This is a genomic window from Rhodococcus sp. 5G237, assembly GCF_053764735.1.
Window position 1 is genome coordinate 1 of the sequence record NZ_JBSNCD010000004.1, and the last position, 22,637, is coordinate 22,637.

4 protein-coding genes are annotated in these 22,637 nt (G+C 71.4%); 1 reads left to right on the plus strand and 3 read right to left on the minus strand.

Annotation, left to right across the window (positions count from 1 at the left end):
* Positions 1 to 1,384, minus strand: a 1,384-nt coding sequence (locus tag ACWPOC_RS09535; RefSeq protein WP_455408480.1) for an Hsp70 family protein, incomplete at its 3' end; no start/stop codon positions are given.
* Positions 1,385 to 1,565: 181 nt separating this feature from the next.
* Here ACWPOC_RS09535 and ACWPOC_RS09540 point away from each other — a divergent pair.
* A complete protein-coding gene (locus tag ACWPOC_RS09540; RefSeq protein WP_120280268.1) occupies positions 1,566 to 2,081 on the plus strand; it encodes an arsenate reductase/protein-tyrosine-phosphatase family protein in 516 nt (171 codons plus the stop codon).
* Here ACWPOC_RS09540 and ACWPOC_RS09545 read toward each other — a convergent pair.
* Both ACWPOC_RS09545 and ACWPOC_RS09550 read right to left on the minus strand, forming a co-directional pair.
* Positions 2,052 to 3,791 carry a polysaccharide biosynthesis tyrosine autokinase gene (locus ACWPOC_RS09545; protein ID WP_455408481.1) on the minus strand — a complete coding sequence of 580 codons (1,740 nt, stop codon included), beginning with the start codon at positions 3,789 to 3,791 and terminating at the stop codon, positions 2,052 to 2,054. The genes ACWPOC_RS09540 and ACWPOC_RS09545 overlap by 30 nt on opposite strands.
* Positions 3,791 to 22,573: an amino acid adenylation domain-containing protein gene (locus tag ACWPOC_RS09550; protein ID WP_455408482.1), complete on the minus strand. Its 18,783-nt coding sequence runs from the start codon at positions 22,571 to 22,573 to the stop codon at positions 3,791 to 3,793. Before ACWPOC_RS09550 ends, ACWPOC_RS09545 begins: the two co-directional genes overlap by 1 nt.
* Positions 22,574 to 22,637: the final 64 nt, after the last annotated feature.

Genomic DNA, 22,637 nt, shown 5'->3' on the forward strand with positions numbered 1-22,637 from the left:
TCGGCAGCGGCGGCAGCGTCGGGACCGGCACTCCCAGCCCCGGGATGGTCGGAACCGGAGCGGGTGGAGGTTCGGGGGCCGGGGGGACCGGGCGCGGCGAATAGGTCGTCGGAGCCGGCTCCGGCTCGACCGTGGTGGTAGTCGTGGTGACCTGCGTGGGCGCCACCGCCGGCGCGGGGTTCTGCCGCGGCGCACCGGTCGTCGGGGGGGTGTACGACTGGGTCGGGCTCGTCTCGTCGGTCGACGAACTCGCGAAGCCGGTGCTCAGCGCCACCCCGATGACCGCGACGACCGCGAGGGCCGTGCCCGCGATACCGGCGCCGGAGATCTGCTTGCCGCTGACCGACGGACCGCGACCGGCCAGCGTCGACCACCACGGCTTCTTCGCGTCGGCGGACTCCGGCCCGGGTGCGGCGGCTGCGGTCGTCTGCGCGGGGGCCGCAGCGGCGACGACCGGGATTTGTTCGGTCTCGGCGCTGGTCGACGACGGGCGGCCCGGCACGATGCGGGTGAGGGTGCTCGCCGGCTGCGAGTTCGCAGGCTTCGCGGCGGCCATCGCCCCGCCCTTGGCGAGGACGAGTTCGGGCTCGTGCGGCACCACCAGCGGCAGTCCGAGCCACGAGCGCAGCACCTCCTGCACGAGCGGGATGTGCGCGCCGCCGCCGAGCAGGACCACGGCCTCGGGGTTGCGACCGGCACGGGAGATCACCTGGTGCACGAACTGCGCTGACGACTCGACGCACTGCGCGATGAGCGGATCGAAGGTCTCGCGTGACATGAGCACGACCCCTGCCGCGCCCGGCACGGCCACGGTCTCGCTCTGCGAGAGCTTCTCCTTGGCCTCGCGGCACTGGGCCGACAGTTCGTCGTCGGTGGCGGGATCGTCGGGGCGCCACACACCGTTGGTGTCGAGTTGGTGGTCGCGGATCACGTTGTCGAAGACGCGGCCGCCGATGCTGTCGGTGCGTTCGGCGAGCACCTCGCGGGAGACGAGGTCGACGACGGTGACGGTGAGCCCGGCGTCGCCGAGATCGTAGAAGACGGCGGTGTTGCTGCCGAGTTCGCCGGTGGCCTGCAGATAGGTGACGGCGGCCTCGGGTTCGGAGACGAGCAGGTAGCGGTCGATGTGTTCGACGGTCATCGCCGCACGCAGGCGCTCGGCCTGGGCCTGGTCGCGGTAGACCAGTCCGACCCGCTCGACCGGATCGCCCGCGACACCGGTCTGGAAGAGGACCCCGAGAGTGCCTGCCGCCAGCCGCGCCGGATCGTCCTTACCGGTTTCGACCACCTGGAACTGGAACCCCGCCGTCGGGGTCGTTCGATCCACCGGCCGCACCACCCGAACGGCGCTCTCCCCCACGGTCACACCGAGAATAGAACTCATCAGCCGCCTTCGACGTTGGATGCGCCAGCCGCGTCAGCTTCCCCCGGCGCCCGAAATCACCGACGATGGTACAGAACGTTACCGATCGGTCACGAGGGCCGTTCGGATGACGTACACCGGGACCGAGCACTCCGCAGATGTCTCCTGAGCGTCCGGGAGACGTCTCCCATAGGATCGCCGAATGCGGATTCTCTATGTGTGTACCGGAAACATCTGCCGATCACCCACCGCAGAAAGGCTGACCACCGCCTACGCGGCCGAGGCCGGTCGCGACGACCTCTCGGCGCACAGCGCCGGCACCCGGGCGATGGTCGGCTACGGCATGGAACCCACCGCGGCACTCGTGTTGCAGCAGCTCGGAGGCGATCCGGACGGATTCGCCGCGCGTCGGATCACCCCGCAGATCGCGGAGGACTCCGACATGATCATCACGATGAGCGAGCGGCACCGCGCCAAGGTCGTCCAGCTCGCACCGCGCAGGATGCGCGTGACGTTCACGCTGCGCGAGGCCGCCAGGCTGCAGAACGCCACCGGTGCGCGGACCATCGCAGAACTGACGACGGCCCGGGCGCAGATGTCTGCGCCCGGGCCGGAGGACATCGTCGACCCGATCGGCCGTGACGAGGAGACGTTCGTCACGGTCGGATCCGAGATCGCCGATCTGTTGCTACCTCTCCTCGCCGCTCTCCGAGCCTGAGTCGTTCACCGGGCGCCGCGGTGCGTGCACCACGGGTCGCGACAGCGGCTCGGCGGCGGAGTACGCCTGCGGCGCCTGGTAGGGCTCGCTGCCGTACCGCTCCGATGCCGGCTGCGGCGCCGGCGGGAACTGCTCCGTAGCGCGGTAGTGGTAGGCGTCGTTGCTCGGTGCCGGGTAGGCCTGCGTGGCCGGCGGCTCGACGTGACGGTGACCGTTCTGCGGCCGGGCCGGTCCCTCGACGGGTGCCTGTGCCTGCGGGGCCGGCTGGGCGGCCGGTGCAGTCGGGGCCGGTGCACCGACGCGCTGCGTCGCCGGCGTGCTCGTCTGGGCGGCGACCGCAGCGGCGCTGTCCTTGTCGGAGCTGTAGTAGTACCGGTACTCGTAGGCACTGCCGCGACCCTTGGTCGGGGTCATCGCCAGGATCGTGCCCAGCACGGGGGCGTTGACCGCACGCAGGTTGCCGACGGCCCGCGCGAACTGCTCGCGAGTGGTCTTGCCGTACCGCGCGATGAGCAGCGCACCGTCGGCGATGCTCGTGAGGATCGCCGCGTCGGTGACGGGCAGCAGCGGCGGCGCGTCGATGATGACGTAGTCGAAGCGCGACCGCAGGTCCTCGATGACCTCCCGCGCATGCGCGGAACCGAGGAGCTCGGACGGGTTGGGCGGCAGCCCGCCGGCGGCGAGCACCCACATGCCGTCGAAGCGCGTCGGCTGCAGCACGTCCTCGAGGGAGGCCTGGTTCGCCAGCACGGTCGACAGGCCGGCGTCGCCGAGCGTGCCGAGGTACTTCGTCACGCGCGGACGGCGCAGGTCGGCTTCGACAAGCACCACGGAGTGGCCGGCCTCGGCGAGCACGAGAGCCGTGTTGACGGCCGTGGTGGTCTTGCCCTCACTGGGCAGCGAGCTGGTGATGACGATCGCGCGCGGCGGGTTGTCGACCTCGAGGAACTGCAGGTTGGTCCGCATCTCGCGGTAGGCCTCGGCGTCGCCGCTGTTGGCGTCGGCGAAGACGATCGCCGGCTCTTCGTGCCGGGCCTTGTCGAGCGGGATCACACCCACCACACCGGTGCCGGCGATGTCCTCGACGGCGTTGCGGTCCTTGATGGTGTTGTCGAGTCGATCGCGCAGCACCGCGAGGGCGATACCGAGCAGCAGACCGACGGCCAGGCCCAGCGCGACGTTCCGCGTGGTCTTCGGCGTCACCGGCGACGACGGAGTGGCCGCGTACTGCTCGACCACCACGCGGGCGGTGGGCGGGCCGCCGTCCTCGGGGGTCTCCAGTTCGCGGGCCATAACGACGAACTCGTCCGACAGCGCGTTGGCGAGGTCGCGGGCACGTTCGGGCGACTCGTCGGTGACGGCGGTGTCGATGAGCACCGTGTCGGGGGTGGACGAGGCGGTCACCATGCCGGCGAGTGCCACGGCCGACAGGTCATCCAGACCGAGCTTGTCGAGGGTGCGCTGCGCGAGGGTGGTGCCCTCGAGCAGTTCGGTGTAGGAGGTGACGCGCTGCTGCGAGAACAGGTTGCCCTGATAGATCTCCTGCACCGACGCGCCCGACGATGTCGACACGAACAGGCGTGTCTTGGCTTCGTACTGCGGCGTGGTCAGCAGGGAGGCGCCGAGAGCGGCAAGGACCGCCACCACCGTCGTGACGGCGACGATCTTCCACCTCGCCTGCAGAATTCGCAGGTAATCATGTACTTCCATCAGGGCGTCTCCCTCGTTGCGGTAACACTGCGTGCGCACCCGGTGGGCGCGGTGTGGGGGTCGTCGTGGCGCTCGAGCACGCTGTCGAGCACCGGGCCGATCGCACGCACCGCGTCCGGATCGGCCAGTTCCGAGTGCGTGAACGGCACCGGATGTTCGACGACGAGACCGCGCACATATCGCTGCCAGGTGGCAACGAGATCTGGGTGCCGGTCGAGATCGGGGGCGGCGACCACCAAATCGATGTCGCCGTCGTATTCGCTGAGGGTGTGCCTGCGCACCGCGGCTTCGACGGCCTGGGCGGCGGCGTCGGTGCGGCGCCGGACCTCTGCGACGAGTTCTTCGGGCAGCCCGGCGATGTCGGGCACGTTCTCTGCCGCGGGGTGGGGCTCGGCAGGCACAGTCTCGGGCGTGAGCGTGTCGAGCAGCACTACCGCACCGACCTGCTCTCCGCGCTCGCGCAGTTGCACGGCCATCTCGTGTGCGATGGTGCCGCCCACCGACCAGCCCAGCAGGTGGTAGGGACCATCGGCCCTCACCTTACGGATTTCGACCACATACCGCGCGGCGAGTTCGCCGATGCTGTCCGGAATGTCGTCGAAGCCCGTTGCCTGCAGGCCGTATACGGTGCGGCCGTCCAGATGCGGTGCCAATCCTGCGTACATCCAGGCGAGTCCGCTGATGGGGTGCACGCAGAACAGCGGGGGCCGTTCGTCGCCGCGACCGGCGATCTCGACGATGCTGCCGAGCGGGTCGCGCTCGTTATTGCTGCGGCCGTGTTCGATCCGGTCGGCGAGAGCGGCGAGATCCGGGCTGGTGAACAGCCATTCGACGGGGACGTCGGTGCCGAGGGCCTCGCGCAGCTCACCGGCCATACCGACGGCGCCGATGGAACTGCCTCCGAGGTCGAAGAATCCGCGATCGGCGGAGATCTCGTCGACGGGCAGGTCGAGGTGGGCGGCGAACACCGCGGCGACGGTCTGCGCGATGCGTCCCTGCGGCGCCACGAGCGGTTCGTCGGTCGCGGCGTCGGGTGCGGGCAGCGACGCGCGGTCGACCTTGCCGGACGGCAACAGCGGCAGCGCGTCGACGACGGTGATGCTCGCCGGCCGCAGGTGCCGGGGCAGGTCGGCGACGAGCGCGCGGCGCAGTGCCGAGACGTCGGGTGCGGCGCCGGTCTCGGGCTGGATGTAGGAGACGAGCACGGTGTCTCCGGCCCGTCCGGAATGCGGCACGGTGACGGCCGCGGCGACTCCCGGGCGGGTCAGCAGAGCGGCGTCGACCTCGGCGGGTTCGATGCGGATCCCGTGGATCTTCACCTGATTGTCGATGCGGGCCACGTGATCCAGTACCCCGTTCGGCAGGATCCGAACCAGGTCGCCCGTACGGTACAGCCGCGACCCGCCGTCGCCGAACGGATTTGCGACGAATCGTGTTGCGGTGAGACCGGATCCGTAGCGGTAGCCGCGGGCGGTGCTGTCGCCGGTCACGTAGAGCTCGCCGACGGTGCCGCGCGGCACGGAGTGCAGGCGCGAGTCGAGCACGTAGGCGGTGGCTCCGGCGACGGGCGTGCCGATGCTCGGCTTCTCGTCGCCGCTCAGCGGAGCGGAATACGAGACGGCGACGGTGAACTCGGTGGGTCCGTAGCCGTTGACGATCCGGTGCCGCGACCAGCGGCCCACCAGCGCGCCGGGCAGCGACTCGCCGGCGGCGACGATCGTCGTGGGCTCGAATGCCTCGGGGTCGAGTGTGCCGAGCACAGTAGGTGTGAGGTTGAGGTGCGTGACGCGCTCGTCGACGATCAGTTCCTGCAAGGGTTCCCCGGCGAAGGTGTGATCGGGCGCGATCACGAGGGCGCCGCCGTGCGCGTGGGCGGAGAGCAGTTCGAAGACCGCGGCGTCGAAGGTGTGCGAGGCGACCTGCAGCACGCGCGATTCCGGACCGAGGTCGAGCAGGTCGGTCTGCACGTCGAGCAGCGCCGCAAGCCCGCGGTGGGTGACGTCGACGCCCTTCGGGGTGCCCGTGGTGCCGGACGTATAGATCGTGTAGGCGAGGTCGTCGGATGTCACTGCGGGACGCGGCGGTTCGACGGCGTCGAAGTCGATGCTGCGGTCGGCGGTGAGGTCGAGCCACGTCACATGTCCGAGTTCGCGGTAACCGACGGTCAGGCCGATGCGGGCGCCGGAGTCGGCGAGGATCGCAGCACTGCGGGCGTCGGGCTGGGTGAGGTCGACGGACACCCATGCCGCACCGAGTTTCGTGATCGCCCAGACGGCGAGCGGCCAGTACTCGCTGCGCGGCACGGCGATCGCGACGAGGTCTCCGCGTCGCACACCGTGGGAGGCGAGCACGGACGCGATCTCGTCGGCGCGGGCGTCGAGTCCGCCGTACGTCCACGCGACGGTGCCGGAGCGCACCGCGATGCGTCCGCGATGCCGCTCGACGGAAGTCTCCAGGATCTCGAGCAGCGTGCGCGGCGCGACGGCCGGAGCCGACAACGGTGCAGGCACCGGCACGGCGAGATCACCGACGGCGCGGTCGGGTTCGGCGAGCGCCGCGGCGAGCATCGCGACGAGGTCGGTGAGCATCGCGTCGCCGGTGGTGTCGTCGAACAGATCCGTCGCATAGACGAGGCGCAGGTCGAGTCCGGCCTCGCGCTCGACGAGTTCGACGACCACGTCGAACTGCGCGGCCGGTTCCCCGGCGTCGGTCTCGGCGATCTGCACGTCCGGCAGCTGCGGCAGCACCTCGCCGGCCTCGACGCGGTGCGTGAGCAGCACCTGGAAGAGCGGGCTGTACGACGGGGCGCGGCGCGGCGCGAGGCGGGCGACGACCTCGTCGAACGGCACGTCGGCGTGTGCGAGCGCACCGAGGTCGGTGGCCCTCGCCTCGCGCAGCAGGTCGGTGAACGGGCGGGACGGGTCGACGGCGGTGCGCAGCACCACGGTGCCGACGAACATGCCGACGAGCCGGTCGAGGCGCGCATCCGTGCGACCCGCGATCGCCGTGCCGACGGCGATGTCGGTGCGGCCGCTGCGACGCGCGAGCATCGCGGCGACGACGGCGTGGACGAGCATGAACACCGTGACGTCGTGGCTGCGCGCCACATCACGCAGGCGACGATGCGTCTCGGCGTCGATCGTCGAGACGATCTGCGCGCCACGGTGGCTCGGCTGCGCGGGCCGCGGCCGGTCGGCGGGCAGCGGCAAGGGGCTGTCGGGCAGGCCGGCGAGTGTGGTTGCCCAGTAGTCGAGTTGGCGGGCGGCGAGGGATGACGGGTCGGCGACATTGCCGAGCAGTTCGTGCTGCCAGCGCGCGTAGTCGCCGTAGGTGACGGGCAGCGGCTCGAAGACCGGTGCCTCTCCCCCGCGACGCGCGGCGTAGGCGGCGGCGAGATCGGTGAGCAGCGGACCGACGGATGCGCCGTCGAACGCGATGTGGTGCACGGCGGCGGCGAGGATCCAGCGGTCGGGTTCGACGTCGAACAACCGGATCCGCATCGGTGCCTGCGCGGTGATGTCGAAGGGCGTCGTGATGGTGGCGGTCACGGCCGCGGCGACATCTTCCGGTGCGGAGTGTTCGAGCACCGGCGGGTCGACGGGCACCTGCACATCGTCGATGAAGGCGGTGCGCAACACGCGGTGCCGGTCGACGACGTCGCTCACCGCGGCGGCGAGTGCGTCGGCGTCGAGCTCGCCGGTCAGCGACAGCACGACCGGCACGAGATAACCGGCGGTGCCGGTCTCGGCACGCGCGACGATGCCGAGGCGGCGCTGCGCGGGGGCGATCGGCGCCGGGCTGTCGTCCTCGTAATGCCGCAGCGCGATGCGGTGGTCGTCGCCGGATTCGATGCGGGCAGCGAGCGCGGCGAGGGTGGGGGCGGCGAGCACCTCGCGCACGGGCACGTCGGTGCCGAACGCCTCGCTGAGCCGCGCGGCGAAGACGACGGCCGAGAGCGAGTCGCCGCCGGCGGTGAAGAATCCGCGGCGCGCGGCCGGTCGGGCGCCGAGCACATCCTCGGCGACGGTGACGACGAGGTCCTCGGCGTCGGTGAGCGGCCGGTCGCGGGCGGCGTCGTCGTCGAGTGCGGCGGCGTCGTGCAGTTCGAGGGCGGCGACGTCGAGCTTGCCGTTGGGCGTGAGGGGCAGTTGGTCGAGCACGTGCACGCGGGTGGGCATGCGGTGGGGCGGCACGACGAGCGCGACTCGCGCGGTGATGTCGTCGGCCGACAGGTCCGGTCCGGCCGCGAACGCGACGAGCGTGCCCGCCACCGCGACCACCGCGGCCTGCCGGATGCCGGGCTGGGCGAGCAGCGTCGCCTCGAGTTCGCCGGGTTCGATGCGCACGCCGCGCACCTTGAGCTGGCGGTCGGTGCGGCCGAGATAGCCGAGGGAGTCGTCGACGCGGCGGTGGACGCGGTCGCCGGTGCGATACATGCGCGTGCCGCCGGGAGCGGCAATGAAACGTTCGGCGGTGCGGGCGGGGTCGTCGAGGTAACCGGCGGCGAGGCCTTCACCGGCGAGGTACAGCTCGCCGACGGCTCCGGCCGGGACGGGGCGCAGCCGCGCGTCGAGCACGTGGGCGACGGTGCCCGGCACGGGCCGGCCGATGCTCGGGCGGGTGCCGGGTTCGATGTCGACGAGGGTCGCGACGATCGTGGCTTCGGTCGGTCCGTACGCGTCGAGCATCACGCGGCCGTCGGCCCAGCGTGCCGCGAGCGACGGCGACAGCGATTCACCACCGGACGCAACGACCTTCAGGTCGGGCAGGCCCTCGGGGTCGAGAGTGCCGAGCACCGTGGGGGTCGACAGGTAGTGGGTGATGCGCTGGTCGGCGAGGTAGCGGTGCAGGTCCTTGCCCGCGTAGACGTCCGGGGGTGCGACGACGAGGGTCGCGCCGGTGGTGTGGGCGAGCAGCAGTTCGAGCAGTGCCGCGTCGAACTCGGGTGAATAACCGTGCAGCACGCGGTCTCCGGGCTCCACCCGGTAGCGCGTTGCCACTTCGGCGGCGAGCGGGGCGAGTCCGCGGTGCGTCACCGCGACCCGCTTCGGGGTGCCGGTGGATCCGGAGGTGGACACGACGTAGGCGGTGCCGGGCAGGCAGCTCTCCCCCGCCTGCCGCGAATGGGTGAAGGCCGCACCGGTCTTGGTGATGGCCCACAGGGTGCGGATGTAGTCGACGCTGCGCGGTGCGTCGATGCGCACGATCCGGCCGTCCCGCGCACCCTCGGCACGCAACTCGTCGGCGAGCGCGTCGGACTGCTCGTCGAGTTCGCGGTAGGTGAGCGATTCGCCGTCGCCGCGCAGGGCTTCCCGGTCGGGATGGGCACCGGCTGTGGCGCGCAGCATCTCGGCGAGCGTGCGTGCCGGGGCCGGCTCGCCGCCGTCGAGAGCCGAAGCCGGGGCGTCGACGGCCACTTCACCGATGGTTCTGCCGGGCGCGCTCGCCAGTGTGCCGAGCAGCGCGACGAAGCGGGTGGCGAGCAGTTCGGCGGTGCGGCCGGCGAAGCGGGCGGCGTCGAACACGAGCGTGCCGGTGTAGCCGTCGGGGCGCGGGGCGAGCGTGAACTGCAGGTCGAACTTCGGTGTGTCGTCGAGGACTTCGCGGGCCTCGACGGTGAGCTCCCCGAGGGTGATCGGGTCGAAGCCGAAGTCCTGCAACGCCAGCGCGACCTGCGGTGCGCCGCTCTGCCGCTCCGACAGCAGTTGCTCGTACGGCACGGCGACGTGGTCGAAGGCGGCGACGTCGAAATCGCGGACCTGGCCGAGCAGTCCGGCGAACGACATGTCGGGGGCCACTCGGGCGCGCAGCACGAGCGTGTCGAGGAACGGTCCGACGAGGTCTTCGAGCTGCGCCCAGCGACGTCCGCCCACCACGGCGGCGACGGCGATGTCGTCGCTGCCGCCGAGTCGCGCGAGCAGCACCGACAGTGCGGCGTGCAGCACCATGAACTCGGTGGCGCCATGCGCGCGGGCGAGTTCGGCGAGCGCGTCGCGTACGTCGGCGGGCACCGTGAAGTCCACGCTGCGCGCACCGGTATCGGTTCCGGAGGCGTCGGCGGGCAGTTCGGTGACGGTCAGTCCGTCGAGGGCGCGCCGCCAGTGCTCGACGTCGCGTTCGGGGATGCCGCGTTCGGCTTCCCACAGGGCGTAGTCGGCGTACTGCAGCGGCAAGGGCTCCCACTGCGGGGTGGTGCCGTCGACGCGGGCGAGGTAGGCGATGGTGAGGTCGCGGAGCAGTGGCCGCAGCGACGTGCCGTCGGCGATCGAATGGTCGACGTCGAGGTACAGCACGTGCTGGTCGGGGCCGGTGCGTTCGAGTCGCACACGCCACCGGTCGCTGCGCGGCGCCTCGTGGACCTGCTGGTACACCCCGTCGCCGTCGACGATGTAGTCGGTGCGCAGGATCTCGTGGCGCAGCGCGATGTCGCCGAGCGCGGCCTGCAGGGCGCCGAGGTCGAGCGGTCCGCTCAGGTTCACCTCGCTGCGCAGCCGGTACGCATCGGGTGCAAGGGAACTCAGACCCCACAGGCGGCGCTGGGCGCGGCTGAGCGGGATCCGTGCCGGTCGCGGCGACACCGCCACGGGCCCGGCGTCGGTGTCGAAACCACCGGCGTCGAGGGCGGCGGCGAGCGCGTCGACCGTGGGGTTCGCGAAGACGGTGCGCAGCGGCACGGCCGTGCCGGTCTCGTCGCGCAGTCGTCCGACGAGGACGGTGGCGAGCAGCGAGTTGCCGCCGACGGCGAAGAAGTCATCGGTGCGTCCCACCGCGGTGCCGTCACCGAGCACGTCGCCGACGATCCGGGCGACCAGCGCTTCGGTCTCCGTGCGCGGTTCGCTGCCTTCACCGGCGGTGGGTTCGGGCAGTGCGGCGGCGTCGACCTTGCCGTGGGAGGTGAGCGGGATGGCGGCGAGCGGCACGATCGCGGTGGGCACGAGATGAGCGGGCAGGACGGTGCGCAGCTGCGCCCGCAGGTCTGTGTCGTCCAGGTTATTGCCGTCGAGGTCCTCGCCGGTGACGTAGGAGACGAGGCGACCAGATCGCACGAGGGTCACGGCCCGGTCGACGCCGTCGAGCGCGGTGAGGGCGGTGTCGATCTCGCCGGGTTCGATGCGCACGCCGCGCAGCTTGATCTGGTTGTCGCTGCGGCCCACGAATTCGAGGGCGCCGGCGCGGGTCCAGCGCACGAGGTCGCCGGTGCGGTAGCGGCGGCCGCCGGGCCCGGCGACGAACCGCGAGGCGGTGCGCGCGGCGGCGTCGCGGTAGCCGGACGCGAGTCGCGGTCCCGAGACGTACAGTTCGCCGACCACACCGGCGGGCACGGGACGCAGCCGCTCGTCGAGGACCTCGACGGTGACGCCGCGGACGGGGGTGCCGATGACGATGTCGTCGCCCGGTCGCAGCGGCTGCGAGTTGGTGACGAACATCGTGGCCTCGGCCGGGCCGTAGCTGTTGACGAGGGTGCGCCCGTCTCCCCAGCGATCGACGATCTCGCGGGTGAGCCGGTCGCCGCCGAGCACGAGGGTGCGCAGCGCCGGCAGGTCGCGCACCGGCACGGTCGCGAGCGTCGACGGCGTCATCACCGCGTGGGTGATCGCGGCGCTGTCGAGCAGGTCGCCGAGGGCAGCGCCGCCATAGCTGTCGGCGTCGGCCACCACGAGCGTCGCTCCGGAGATACCGGCGGTGAGCATCTCGAGCATCGCGGCGTCGAACGACGGTGCCGCGACGTGCAGGACGCGATCCCCCGGGAAGGCTGCGAGGTATTCGCCGATGTCCTCGGCGAACGCGCTCGCGGCGCGCTGGGTGACGGTGACGGCCTTGGGGTGTCCGGTGGTGCCGGAGGTGAAGACGAAGTAGGCGGGGGCGTCGGGTGCGGGATCGACGACGTCGGCGAGCGGTTCCTCGTCGTCGGAGGTCACCTCGAGCCACCGCACGGTTGCCGGAAGTGTCGGCGCTTCACCGACTCCCACGCGCACGTCGGCGAGCATCTCGGCCAGGCGCGCTGTGGGGGCGGTGGGGTCGACGAGCATGGGTGCGGCGCCGGCGCCGATGATGCCCCACACGGCGAGCACCGACTCGAGCGAGCGCGGGTAGGCACACGCGACCGGATCGCCCGGGCTCACCCCGGCGAGCTGGAGGCGCGCGGCGAGAGCGTCGGAATAGTAGAGCAGTTCGGGATACGACAGTTCGCGGTCGTCGTCGATGATCGCGAGTTCCTCGCCGCCGGCAGCCGCGCCCTGCGCGAGCCACTGGCGCAGCGACCGGGGTGCGCCCGGCACAGCGCCGATGGTGGGCAGGCCGGCGGCGCCGTGCAGGTCGATCTCCCCGACCCGCACATCCGGATCCGCGACGGCCGCACTCAGGATCGTGCGCAGGCGTCCGGCATAGGCGGCGACGGTGTCGGCGTCGTACAGGTCTGTGCTGTAGAAGAATTCGAGGTCGATGCCGTCCTGCTGTTCGGTGACGGTGACCTGCACGTCGACGTTGACCGTTTCGGTGTCGACTGGCGCGGCGGTGACGTTGAGGCCGGGCAGCGCGAAGGTCGACGCGACGGGTCGTGCCTGCGACACCGCGATCTGGAACAGCGGGTGCCGCGCTTCGCTGCGGGCGGGCTGCAGCTTCTCGACGAGCGTCTCGAACGGTGCGTCCGGATTGCTGTAGGCGGCGAGGTCGCGGCGGTGCACCTGTGCGAGCAGGTCGGTGAAGGTGGCGTCGGGGTCGACGTCGGTGCGCAGCACGAGGGTGCCGGCGAACATACCGACGACGTCGTCGAGCTGCGGGTCGCCGCGACCGGAGACGGCGGTGCCGATGGGGATGTCGCGACCGGCACCGTGCCGCGCGAGCAGAGCCGCGAGGGCGGCGTGCAGCACCATGAACACCGTCGCGCGACCCTCACGGGCCAGCGTGTGCAGTCCGCGGACGAGGTCGGCGTCGAGTGAGACGGTATGGGCGGCGCCGTGTCCGGTGGGCTGTGCGGGGCGCGGCCGGTCGCCGGGCAGGGTCACCTCGTCGGGCAGGTCGGCGAGTTCGCCCAGCCAGTACTGGATCTGCTCGTCGGCGACGCTGCGCTGCCACCGCGCGTAGTCCGTGTACTGGACGGGCAACTCCGGGAGTTCGGGGGTCGCGCCGGTGAGGCGGGCGTCGTAGGCGACGGCGATGTCGCGCAGCAGCGGCGTGAGCGACCAGCCGTCGGCGGCGATGTGGTGCAGGACGACGAGCAGCACGTGCCGGTCGGGTGCCGTCCGGTACAGCCGCATGCGGGCCGGGGGTTCGACGGTGAGGTCGAAGCCGGTGGTGGCGTAGTCGCGGACGAACTCGTCGAGGGCGTCTTCCGGCACGGCCACCGGGTCGAGATCGGGGCGCGTGGCAGGCAGCACGGTGTATTCGTCGGCGGCCGGGTAGACGGTGCGCAGCGTGCGGTGCCGTTCGAGCACGTCGGCCACGGCAGCGGCGAGGGCGTCGACGTCGAGGTTCCCGTCGAGCCGCACCGCGAAGGGCAGGTTGTAACTCGGGGATGCCGGGTCGAAGCGGTTGATGAACCACAGGCGCTGCTGCGCCGCCGACAGCGGAGCCGGTGCGTGGGGGTCGGCGACGAGACGCGCACGGCGAGCAGGCTTATCGCTTCCACTGGTTATGTATGAGGTTAGAGACGCAATGGTCCGGTTCTCGAAGACGTCGCGCACGGTGACGCCGGTGTCGAGCACGTCCGACAGGCGACCGGCGAGGCGCGTGGCGAGCAGCGAGTTGCCGCCGAGGTGGAAGAAGTCGTCGTCGGCGCCGAGGGTCCCGGGGGCGATGCCGAGCAGTTCGGCGCACACGTCCGCGACGAGTTCCTCGACCGGTCCGTGCGGTGCCGCTCCCCCGCCGGCGGTGACGTCGGGGGTGGGCAGCGCGGCGCGGTCGAGCTTGCCGTTGGCGGTGAGCGGCAGTGCGTCGAGGACCACGGCGGCCGACGGCACGAGGTAGTCGGGCAGGCTGCGGCGCAGGTCGCGCAGGGCCGCGGTGGCGTCGCCACCGACGAGATAGGCGACGAGGCGGTCGTCGCGCAGCAGCACGACGGCCTGGCGCACGCCCTCGCTGCGCAGCAGGGCGGCTTCGATCTCGCCGGGTTCGATGCGATAGCCGCGCAGTTCGATCTGCTGGTCGGCGCGACCGAGATAGTGCAGGGCACCGCCGGTGTCGCGGCGGCCGAGGTCGCCGGTGCGGTAGCGGCGGGTGCCACCGGGGGCGGCGACGAAGCGCGTCGCGGTCTGGCCGGGGCGTCCGCGATAGCCGCGCGCGAGTTGGTCTCCGCGCACGTACAGTTCGCCGATCGCGCCGGGCAGTGCGGGTCGCAGCGACGAGTCGAGCACGTCCACGGCGAGACCGGGCAGCGGCGCACCGATGCCGGTCGCGGTGGCGTCGCCGAAGGTCACGTGCACGGTGGTCTCGGTGATGCCGAACATGTTGACCGCCCGCACATGCGGATGGCGTTCGGCCCACGGGCGCACGCGCGCGGGGTCGAGGGCTTCGCCGCCGAAGATCAGCAACCGCAGGTCCTCGAGCGGCGCGTGGTCGGTGGCGGCGAGCTGGTAGAAGGCCGTGGGGGTCTGGTTGAGCACGGTCACCCGGTTGCTCATGAGCACGTCGACGAAGGCCGCCGGGTCGCGCACGGTGAGGTGGTCGACCGCGACGACGGACGCGCCGGTGGCGAGCGGTGCCCACATTTCCCACACGGAGAAGTCGAAGGCCGGCGAGTGGAAGAAGGTCCACACGTCGTCGGCGCGCAATCCGAATTCGTCGACGGTCGCGGCGAGCAGCGAGAGCACGTTGCGGTGCGTCACCTGTACGCCCTTGGGGGTTCCGGTGGAGCCGGAGGTGTAGACGATGTAGGCGCCGAGATCCGCGACGAGCGGGAAGTCGAACAGGGCACCGTCCTCGAGGCGACCGGCGACCTCCGGGTCGTCGAGTCGCACCGTCGGCACGCGGACGTCGGTGAAGTCGCTGTCGGTGACGACCAGCGTGGGTTGCGCGTCGTCGAACAGGGCCTGCAGGCGCGTCGCGGGATGCGTGACGTCGACGGGCAGGTAGATGCCGCCGGCGCGGGAGACGGCGAGGATCGCGACGACGAGGTCGGGGGTGCGCGGCAGTGCGACGGCGACGACGTCCTCGGCGGTGACGCCGCGTTCGCGGAGGAGTTTGGCGAGCGCGCCCGAGCGCGACCACAGCGCGCCGTAGCTGAGGGAGTACCCGTCCCCCACCACGGCGACGGCCGCCGGATCGTCGGCCACGCGTTGCGCGACCAGCTCGGGCAGCGACTCGGCCGAAAGTTGTTGCACGACGCCGACGGGGGTGAGGTCGGCGTCGCCCAACTCGATACCGCCGACCGACACAGCCGGGTCGGCGGTAACGGCATCGAGGATACGCACGAACCACGACTGCCACTGCACAATCGTGTGCGAATCCACAAGTTCGTCCGCGTACGTAAGGATCGTCTCCAAACCGGCGGGCACACCGGTCTCGGAACGCCGTTCGCGGACGGTCAGCTCGAGGTCGACGCGGGCCGTGCCCACCGGGATCTCGCGGATCGTCGTAGAGCTGCCGGGCAGCGTGAACTCGTCGAGCGAGAACGATTCGTACGCCAGGATGACCTGGAACAACGGGTGGTGCGCGTCGGTGCCGGCACCCACCGCGTCGACGATGCGATCGAACGGCACGTCGGCGTGGGCGAAGGCGTCGAGATCGGCGCGGCGGGTATCGGCGAGGAGGTCGGCGAAGGTGCGGCGCGGATGCACCCGCAACCGCAGCGGCACGGTGCCGACGAACATGCCCACCACGTCGTCGACCGCGGCGTCGCTGCGTCCGGAGACCGGCGTGCCGATGGTGACGTCGTCGGTGGCGGCGAGCGCCGACAGCAGCGTCGCGAAGGCCGCGTGCATCACCATGAACGGCGTGACGTCGTGGGCGCGGGCGAGCTTGTCGATCGCGGCGTGCAGTTCGGCGGGGATCGTGAAGCTCGCGCGACCCGCGGTACCGGTGGTCGCCGCGGTGCGGGGACGGTCGGTGGGCAACGCGAGCAGCGGCGACGCGTCGTCGAGGGTCTGCTTCCAGAAGGCGAGCTGCCGGGCCACGAGGCTGTCGGGGTCGTTCTCGTCGCCGAGCACGACCCGGTGCCAGCGCGCGTAGTCGCGGTAGGTGACCGCCGGTGCCGGCAGGTCCAACGACTCCCCGTCGCGGTGGGCACGGTAGGCGGCGACGGCGTCGCGGCCGAGCGGTAGCAGCGACAGGCCGTCGGCAGCGATGTGGTCGATCACCACGGCGAGCACGTAGCCGGAATCCGTCCGGTACAGCCGGGTGCGGATCGGCGGATCGACGGTGAGATCGAAACGCGCGCGAGCGAATTCGGCCAGCTCCGCGTCGAGGTCGGTGCCGGCGTCGACGGGCTCGAGATCGAGCGTCACCGACGACAGCACGTGCTGGCGCGGGCCGGACGGGCTGTCGGGGAAGACCGTGCGCAGCGAGTCGTGGCGGGTCAGCACGGTGGCGGCGGCCGCGCGCACGGCGTCGAGATCGGTGTCGGCGTCGAGGTCGAGCGCGAAGGCGATGTGGTCGCCGCCGTCGATGCGGTCTGCCACGTCGAACCGATTGAGCAGCCACATGCGCTGCTGCGCCGGTGCGAGCGGCGCGTCGCTGTCGTCGTCGATGTGCACGAGCGGCAGGTGCTCGCCGGTGGGTTCCTCGGCGAGCAGGTTCGCGAGTTCGGCGACGGTGGGGTGCTCGAAGATGTCGCGCACACCCACCCGGCGACCCGCGACTCCCCGCAGACGCGCGGCGAGCTGGGTCGCGAGCAGCGAGTTGCCGCCGACGGCGAAGAAGTCGTCGGATCCGGCGACGCTCGGCAGGTCGAGCAGGTCGGCGACGACACCGGCGACGAGTTCTTCGGTGGCGCTGCGATATCCGTCGGTGCGGGTCGCGGTGACCACCGGCTCGGGCAGCGCGGCGCGGTCGATCTTGCCGGTGCTGGTGAGCGGGAACGCGTCGAGCACGGTGACGGTCGCGGGCACCATGTGCCGGGGCAGCCGCTCGGCGGCCCACTCGCGGATCTCGTGCGGGTCGAGGCGGCCGTTGCGGCTGTGCACATAGGTGGCGAGGGTGTCGCCGCGCACCACGGTCACGGCGGTGCCGATGCCCGGGTGGGTCTGCAGGGTCGCGTCGATCTCGCCGAGTTCGATGCGGAAGCCGCGGATCTTGACCTGGTGGTCGCTGCGGCCGACGAATTCGAGAGCGCGGTCGTCGTCGTGTCCCGTCCAGCGCACGAGATCGCCGGTGCGGTAGAGACGTCCGGTGCCGAACGGGTTGGCGACGAACCGGTCGGCGGTGAGCGCGGGTGCGTCGAGGTATCCGCGGGCGACGCCCTGTCCCCCGAGATACAGCTCGCCGGTCACACCCTCGGGCACGGGCCGCAGACGTTCGCTGAGCACCACCGCGGTGACGCCGACGAGGCCGGTGCCGATGGTGAGCCGGTCGCCGGGTTCGAAGGGTTCGCTCGACGTGGCAAGCACCGTCGTCTCGGTGGGGCCGTAGACGTTGAGCAGGGTGCGGCCGGGTGCCCAGCGTTCGGCGGTCTCGACAGGCCATGCCTCGCCGCCGATCGCGATGGTGCGCAGGGCGTCGAGTCCGGTGGGGTCGAGCTGGGTGGGTACCGAGGGCGTCGAGAACCAGTGGGTGATGCCTTCGGTGCGAAGCAGTTCCACGAGTTCGTCGCCACCGAACAGGTCGGGGGGCGCAACTACCAGCGTGCCGCCGGAGGTGAGCGCCAGGACGTATTCGAGCACCGCACCGTCGAAGGCAGGTGTAGCGAAGTGCAGCACCCGCGCTTCGGTGGCGGTGTCGGAGACGGCGGGCAGGTCGAAACGTTCCACGAACGACTGCGCGAGCGGGCCGAGTCCACGGTGCGAGACCACCACGCCCTTGGGCCGGCCGGTGGAGCCCGAGGTGTAGACGACGTAGGCAGTGTTGTCGACATGTAGCGGGCGCACGCGATCCGTGTCGGTGATCGGGCGGGTCTCGCCCTCGACGGTGAAGGTGATCGGCTCGACCCCGTCGGGCAGCGCGACATCGCCGTCGACGATCGCGTACCGCGCACCGGATGCGCCGAGCAGCTGGGCGATGCGCGCGGCGGGCTGGCTGGGGTCGACGGGCACGAAGGCCGCGCCGCTCAGCGCGACGGCCGCGGCGGCGAGCACCGACCGCGTCGACCGCGAGAGCACGACGGCCACGCGGTCTTCCGTCCCGATGCCCCGCTCGATCAGCGTCCACGCGAGCGGGCGTGCCGCGGTGCGGATCTCGACGGCCTGTCCACCGGGTTCGGTCACGCAGGCCGGCGAGCGGTCGATGATCTCGGCGAAGGTTGCCTCCGGGCCGGGTTCGGCCGGTTCGACGGAGAGGGTGCCGAGGTCGAGGTCGCCGACGGGCAGCGACGGATGCTGCGCGACCTGCTCGAGCACTCCGCTCAGGCGGGTCACCCAGCGGGCGATGGTGTCGTCGTCGAACAGTTTCGTGTCGTAGACGAGACGGCCGGTGAGCGATCCGTCGCGCAGTTCGCGCAGCGAGATCTCGAGGTCGAATCGTGCCTGCGACGAGGCGATCTCCTGCGGCCGCACCGTGAGGCCGGGCAGTTCGAGGTCGGGCACGTCCACGTTGTCGTAGGCGAGCATCACGTGGAAGGGCGAGAAACCGAGGGCGTCGACGACGTAGTCGAACGGCACCGTGGCGTGCGCGAAGGCGTCGAGGTCGGTGTCGCGGGCCTGCGCGAGCAGCGACGTGAACGGCTGTGCCGGGTCGACATTCGTTCGCAGCGTGACGGTGCCGACGAACATGCCGACGAGTGCGTCGAGGTCGGGGTGGTCGCGACCGGCCGTTCCGGTGCCGATGGCGATGTCGTGCCCGGAGGTCCAGGCGGCGAGCCACACGGCGACGGCGGCGTGCACGGCCATGAAGGTGGTGGCGTCGTGCGCGGCGGCAACGGACCGCAGTGACGCGACCTGCTCGGCCGGCACCGTGAAGTCCACGGCCGCAGCGGGACCGAAGCCGCCGTTGCGAGGACGGTCGGTGGGTAGCGGCGCCGCGTCGACGAGGCCGTCGAGTGTGCGTGTCCAGTAGTCGATCTCGCGACCGGCGCGGGTGTCGGGTGCCGCCGGATCGCCGAGGCGATCGAGATGCCACTGCGCGTAGTGCCGGTAGTGCAGCGGCAGCGGCGTCCACGCGGGCGCCTCCCCGGTCGTGCGGGCGAGGTAGGCGGTAGCGACATCGACGGTGAGCGGCACGAACGACGCACCGTCTAGCGCGATGTGATGGGCGACGACGGCGAGCACGTGCTTGTCGTCGGCGAGTCGCAGCAGGCGGATGCGGAACGGGATCTGCGCGGTGAGGTCGAACGGTTCGGCGGCCCACTCGGTGATGAGCGCTTCGACGTCGCCGTCGGCCGCTTCGGGTTCGAGTGCGAGACCGGTGACGGCACGCTTGAGCGGCAGCACGTCCTGCACCGGGCCGTCGAGCTCGAGGCGGAACAGTGTGCGGAGGGTTTCGTGCCGGTCGAGGACGTCCACCACCGCGGCCTGCAGCGCCGGCAGGTCGAGGGCGCCGTCGAGGTGCAACGCGAACGGCAGGTGGTAGGCGGCCGGGTCGCCGTGTGCCCGGGCAAGCAGGAACAGTCGGCGCTGCGCGGGAGCGAGCGGCGACGGTCCGATGTCGGGGGTGGCGACAGGTCGCGATTCCGATTCGGGTCGTTTCGCCGCGGCGGCCGCGAGGCGGGCGACGGTCGGGTGGGCGAACACGTCGCGCAGCTGCACGTCGCGGCCCAGTGCGGCACCGAGACGGGCAGCGAGTTGCGCGGCACCGAGCGAGTGACCGCCGAGCGCGAAGAAGTCGTCGTCGGCTCCGACGTCGTCGATGCCGGTGAGTTCGGCGAACAGCTCAGCGACGATCTTCTCGGTCGGGCCGTTGGGCGGCCGCGATCCGACGGCCACGGCGCGCTCGGGTGCGGGCAGCGCGCGCCGGTCGACCTTGCCGCCCGGCGTGAGCGGCAGCGCGTCGAGCACCGTGATCGACGACGGACGCAGATAGGTGGGCAGATCGTCGGCGAGACGGACGGTGAGGTCGGCGGGGTCGACGTCGCCCACGACGTAGGCGGCGATGTGCTCGCCGTGGACCGTGACGGTCGCGGCCTGCACCTCGTCGAAGGAGACGAGCGCGGCTTCGATCTCGCCGAGTTCGATGCGGTAGCCGCGGATCTTCACCTGCTGGTCGGCGCGGCCGAGGAACTCGAGGTGACCGTCGGTGGTCCAGCGGGCGCGGTCGCCCGTACGGTACATGCGCCCACCGAACGGTGAGGCGACGAAGCGTTCGGCGGTGAGGGCCGGTGCGCCGAGGTAGCCGCGCGCAACGCCCGGTCCCCCGAGATACAGCTCGCCGATCACTCCGGCGGGCACGGGATGCAGACGGGAATCGAGGACGACGGCGGTCATGCCGTCGATCGGCCGGCCGATCGGCACACCCGCGCCGGGCTGCAGCGGGTCGCTGAGCGTCGCGAGGATCGTGGTCTCGGTGGGCCCGTAGGCGTTGAGCATCGTGCGGCCGGTGGACCAGCGGTCGGCCACGGCCTGCGGCAGTGCTTCGCCACCGGCGTCGAGAACCTGCAGGTCGGGCAGGCCGTCGTCGGGGGTGACGGCGAGGATCGCGGGTGCGGTGATCGCGTGGGTGACCGCTTCGCTGCGCAGCAGGGTGGCCAGGGCCGGTCCGCCGACGGCGTCGGGCGGGCAGATCACCAGAGTGGCGCCGGAGTCGAAGGCGAGAAGCAGTTCCTGGAGCGACGCGTCGAAGGACGGCGACGCGAGGTGCAGCACCCGCGATGTCTCGTCGGCGCCGTAGCGATCGCGCAGCGTCGACACGAGCGCCGACACACCGCGGTGGCCCACCGCGACGGCCTTCGGGGTGCCGGTGGAACCGGATGTGTGGATGACCCACGCCGTGTTGTCGACGTGCAGCGGCCGCAGGCGATGCTCGGCCGTGAAGGTCTCAGCGGAGCCGTCGACAGGCGGCGCGATGCGGGTGACGTGCTCGGGCAACGCCGGGTGGTCGTGAGCGACAGCGATCCGCACGTCGCGCAGCACCTGCTCGAGGCGACGGGCGGGAAGTTCGGGGTCGAGCGGGGTGTAGGCGGCGCCGGTCTTGGCGACGGCCCACAGTGCGACCACCGAATCGATCGAACGGGGCAGCAGCACCGCGACGCGCTCTTCGGGGCCGGCACCGGCCGCGACCAGCGCATGTGCGAGCGCGTCGGAGCGAGCGTCGAGTTCGCGGTAGGTGATGCTGTCGTTTCCGTCCACGACGGCGACGGTGTCGCTCGCGGCGTGGCGGGTGAGGACGTCGGGCAGCAGTTCCGGCTCCGGCGCGGTGCGTCCGTGGGCGGGAGCCAGGCCGTCGAGTTCGGCCGGGTCGGCGAGGGCGAGATCGCCCACCGCGACGCCCGCGTTCTGCACGAATTCCTTCAGGAAGCCGCGGAAACGGCTGTGCAGCGACGAGAGGTGCTCGTCGCTGTAGAGATTGGGGTTGGCCTCGAAGTCGACGCGCATCGTGCGGCCGGCGACGCCCGGGTAGACGTTGACGGCGAGATCGTCGATCGGACCGCTGGACTGGTGGTGGTACTCCCCCGTCACGTCGCCGAAGGCGATCTCGGGATGAAACATCATCAAGTTGACGGTGGGGCCGAACGGGCTCGCCGCCTCGTCGCGGGAGCGGCCGAGGCTGCGCAGATCCGCGAGCATGTCTTCGTACCGATACCGCTGGTGGCGCAGGGTGCTGCTCAGTTCCACCTGCACGTCGCGGATGAGCTCGACGGGTGTGGTTGCAGGATCCACGCACAGGCGCAACGGCACGACGTTGGCGAGCACACCTGCAGACCGACGCAGCGCGGCGGTGGTGCGAGCGGAGACGGGCAGGCTGAGTACGACGTCGACCACGCCCGTCGTCCGGGCGAGGAACGCGCCGAACGCCGCGAGGACGATCGGCACGTTGGTGGAGTTCGCGTCGTGGGCGAGCGCCGAGACCGCGGCAGCCGTGTCGGCGTCGAGTTCGGAGTTCGTCCGCCGCGCCGGCACCCCGAGAGGGGCTTCGTGATCGACGAACGACACGGATTCGGGCAGGTCGGCGAGGCGCTCGAGCCAGTGCTGGCGATCGGTGTCCTGACGCTTCGAGCCCACATAGGCGGCCTCGACATCGAGAATGTCGGCAATCGGCATCGCCTTGAGCGGCGGCGCGTCGGAGCCCGAGACCCACGCCGAATACAACTCGGCGGCGCGGTTGAGCATGTTGACCGCGCCCTGACCGTCGAGCGCGATGTGGTGGACGTAGCTCGACAGGAAATAGCGGTCGTCCGCGATGCGCAGCACCGTGGTGGCGATGAGTCGGTCGCTCAGCAGGTCGAGGGGCTTCGTGTACTGCTCGGTCATCCAGCGATGAGCTGCAGCTTCTGGGTCCTTCTCGGACCGCAGGTCCAGATAACGCGGCGAGTCCTCGATATCGGGGACGACCTTCTGAAACGGCTTGCCGTCCTGTTCGACGAGCACGAGAGTGCCCGACTCGACCTCGCGCGCAGCCTGATTACAGGCGTCCCGAACCAGGTCCGCGTCGAGATCACCACGGAACTCCACGTACTGCGCCGTGGTGAACGGTATGTCGGGATTCAGTTGCTGCGCGAACCACAGGCCCCGCTGACTCGGGGACAGCGGAAGTAGATGCACCACGCTCCCCTCGTCCTCCCGACACAATTCAGGACACGGGAAGTGCAGAACCCTCCCCTGTCATGCG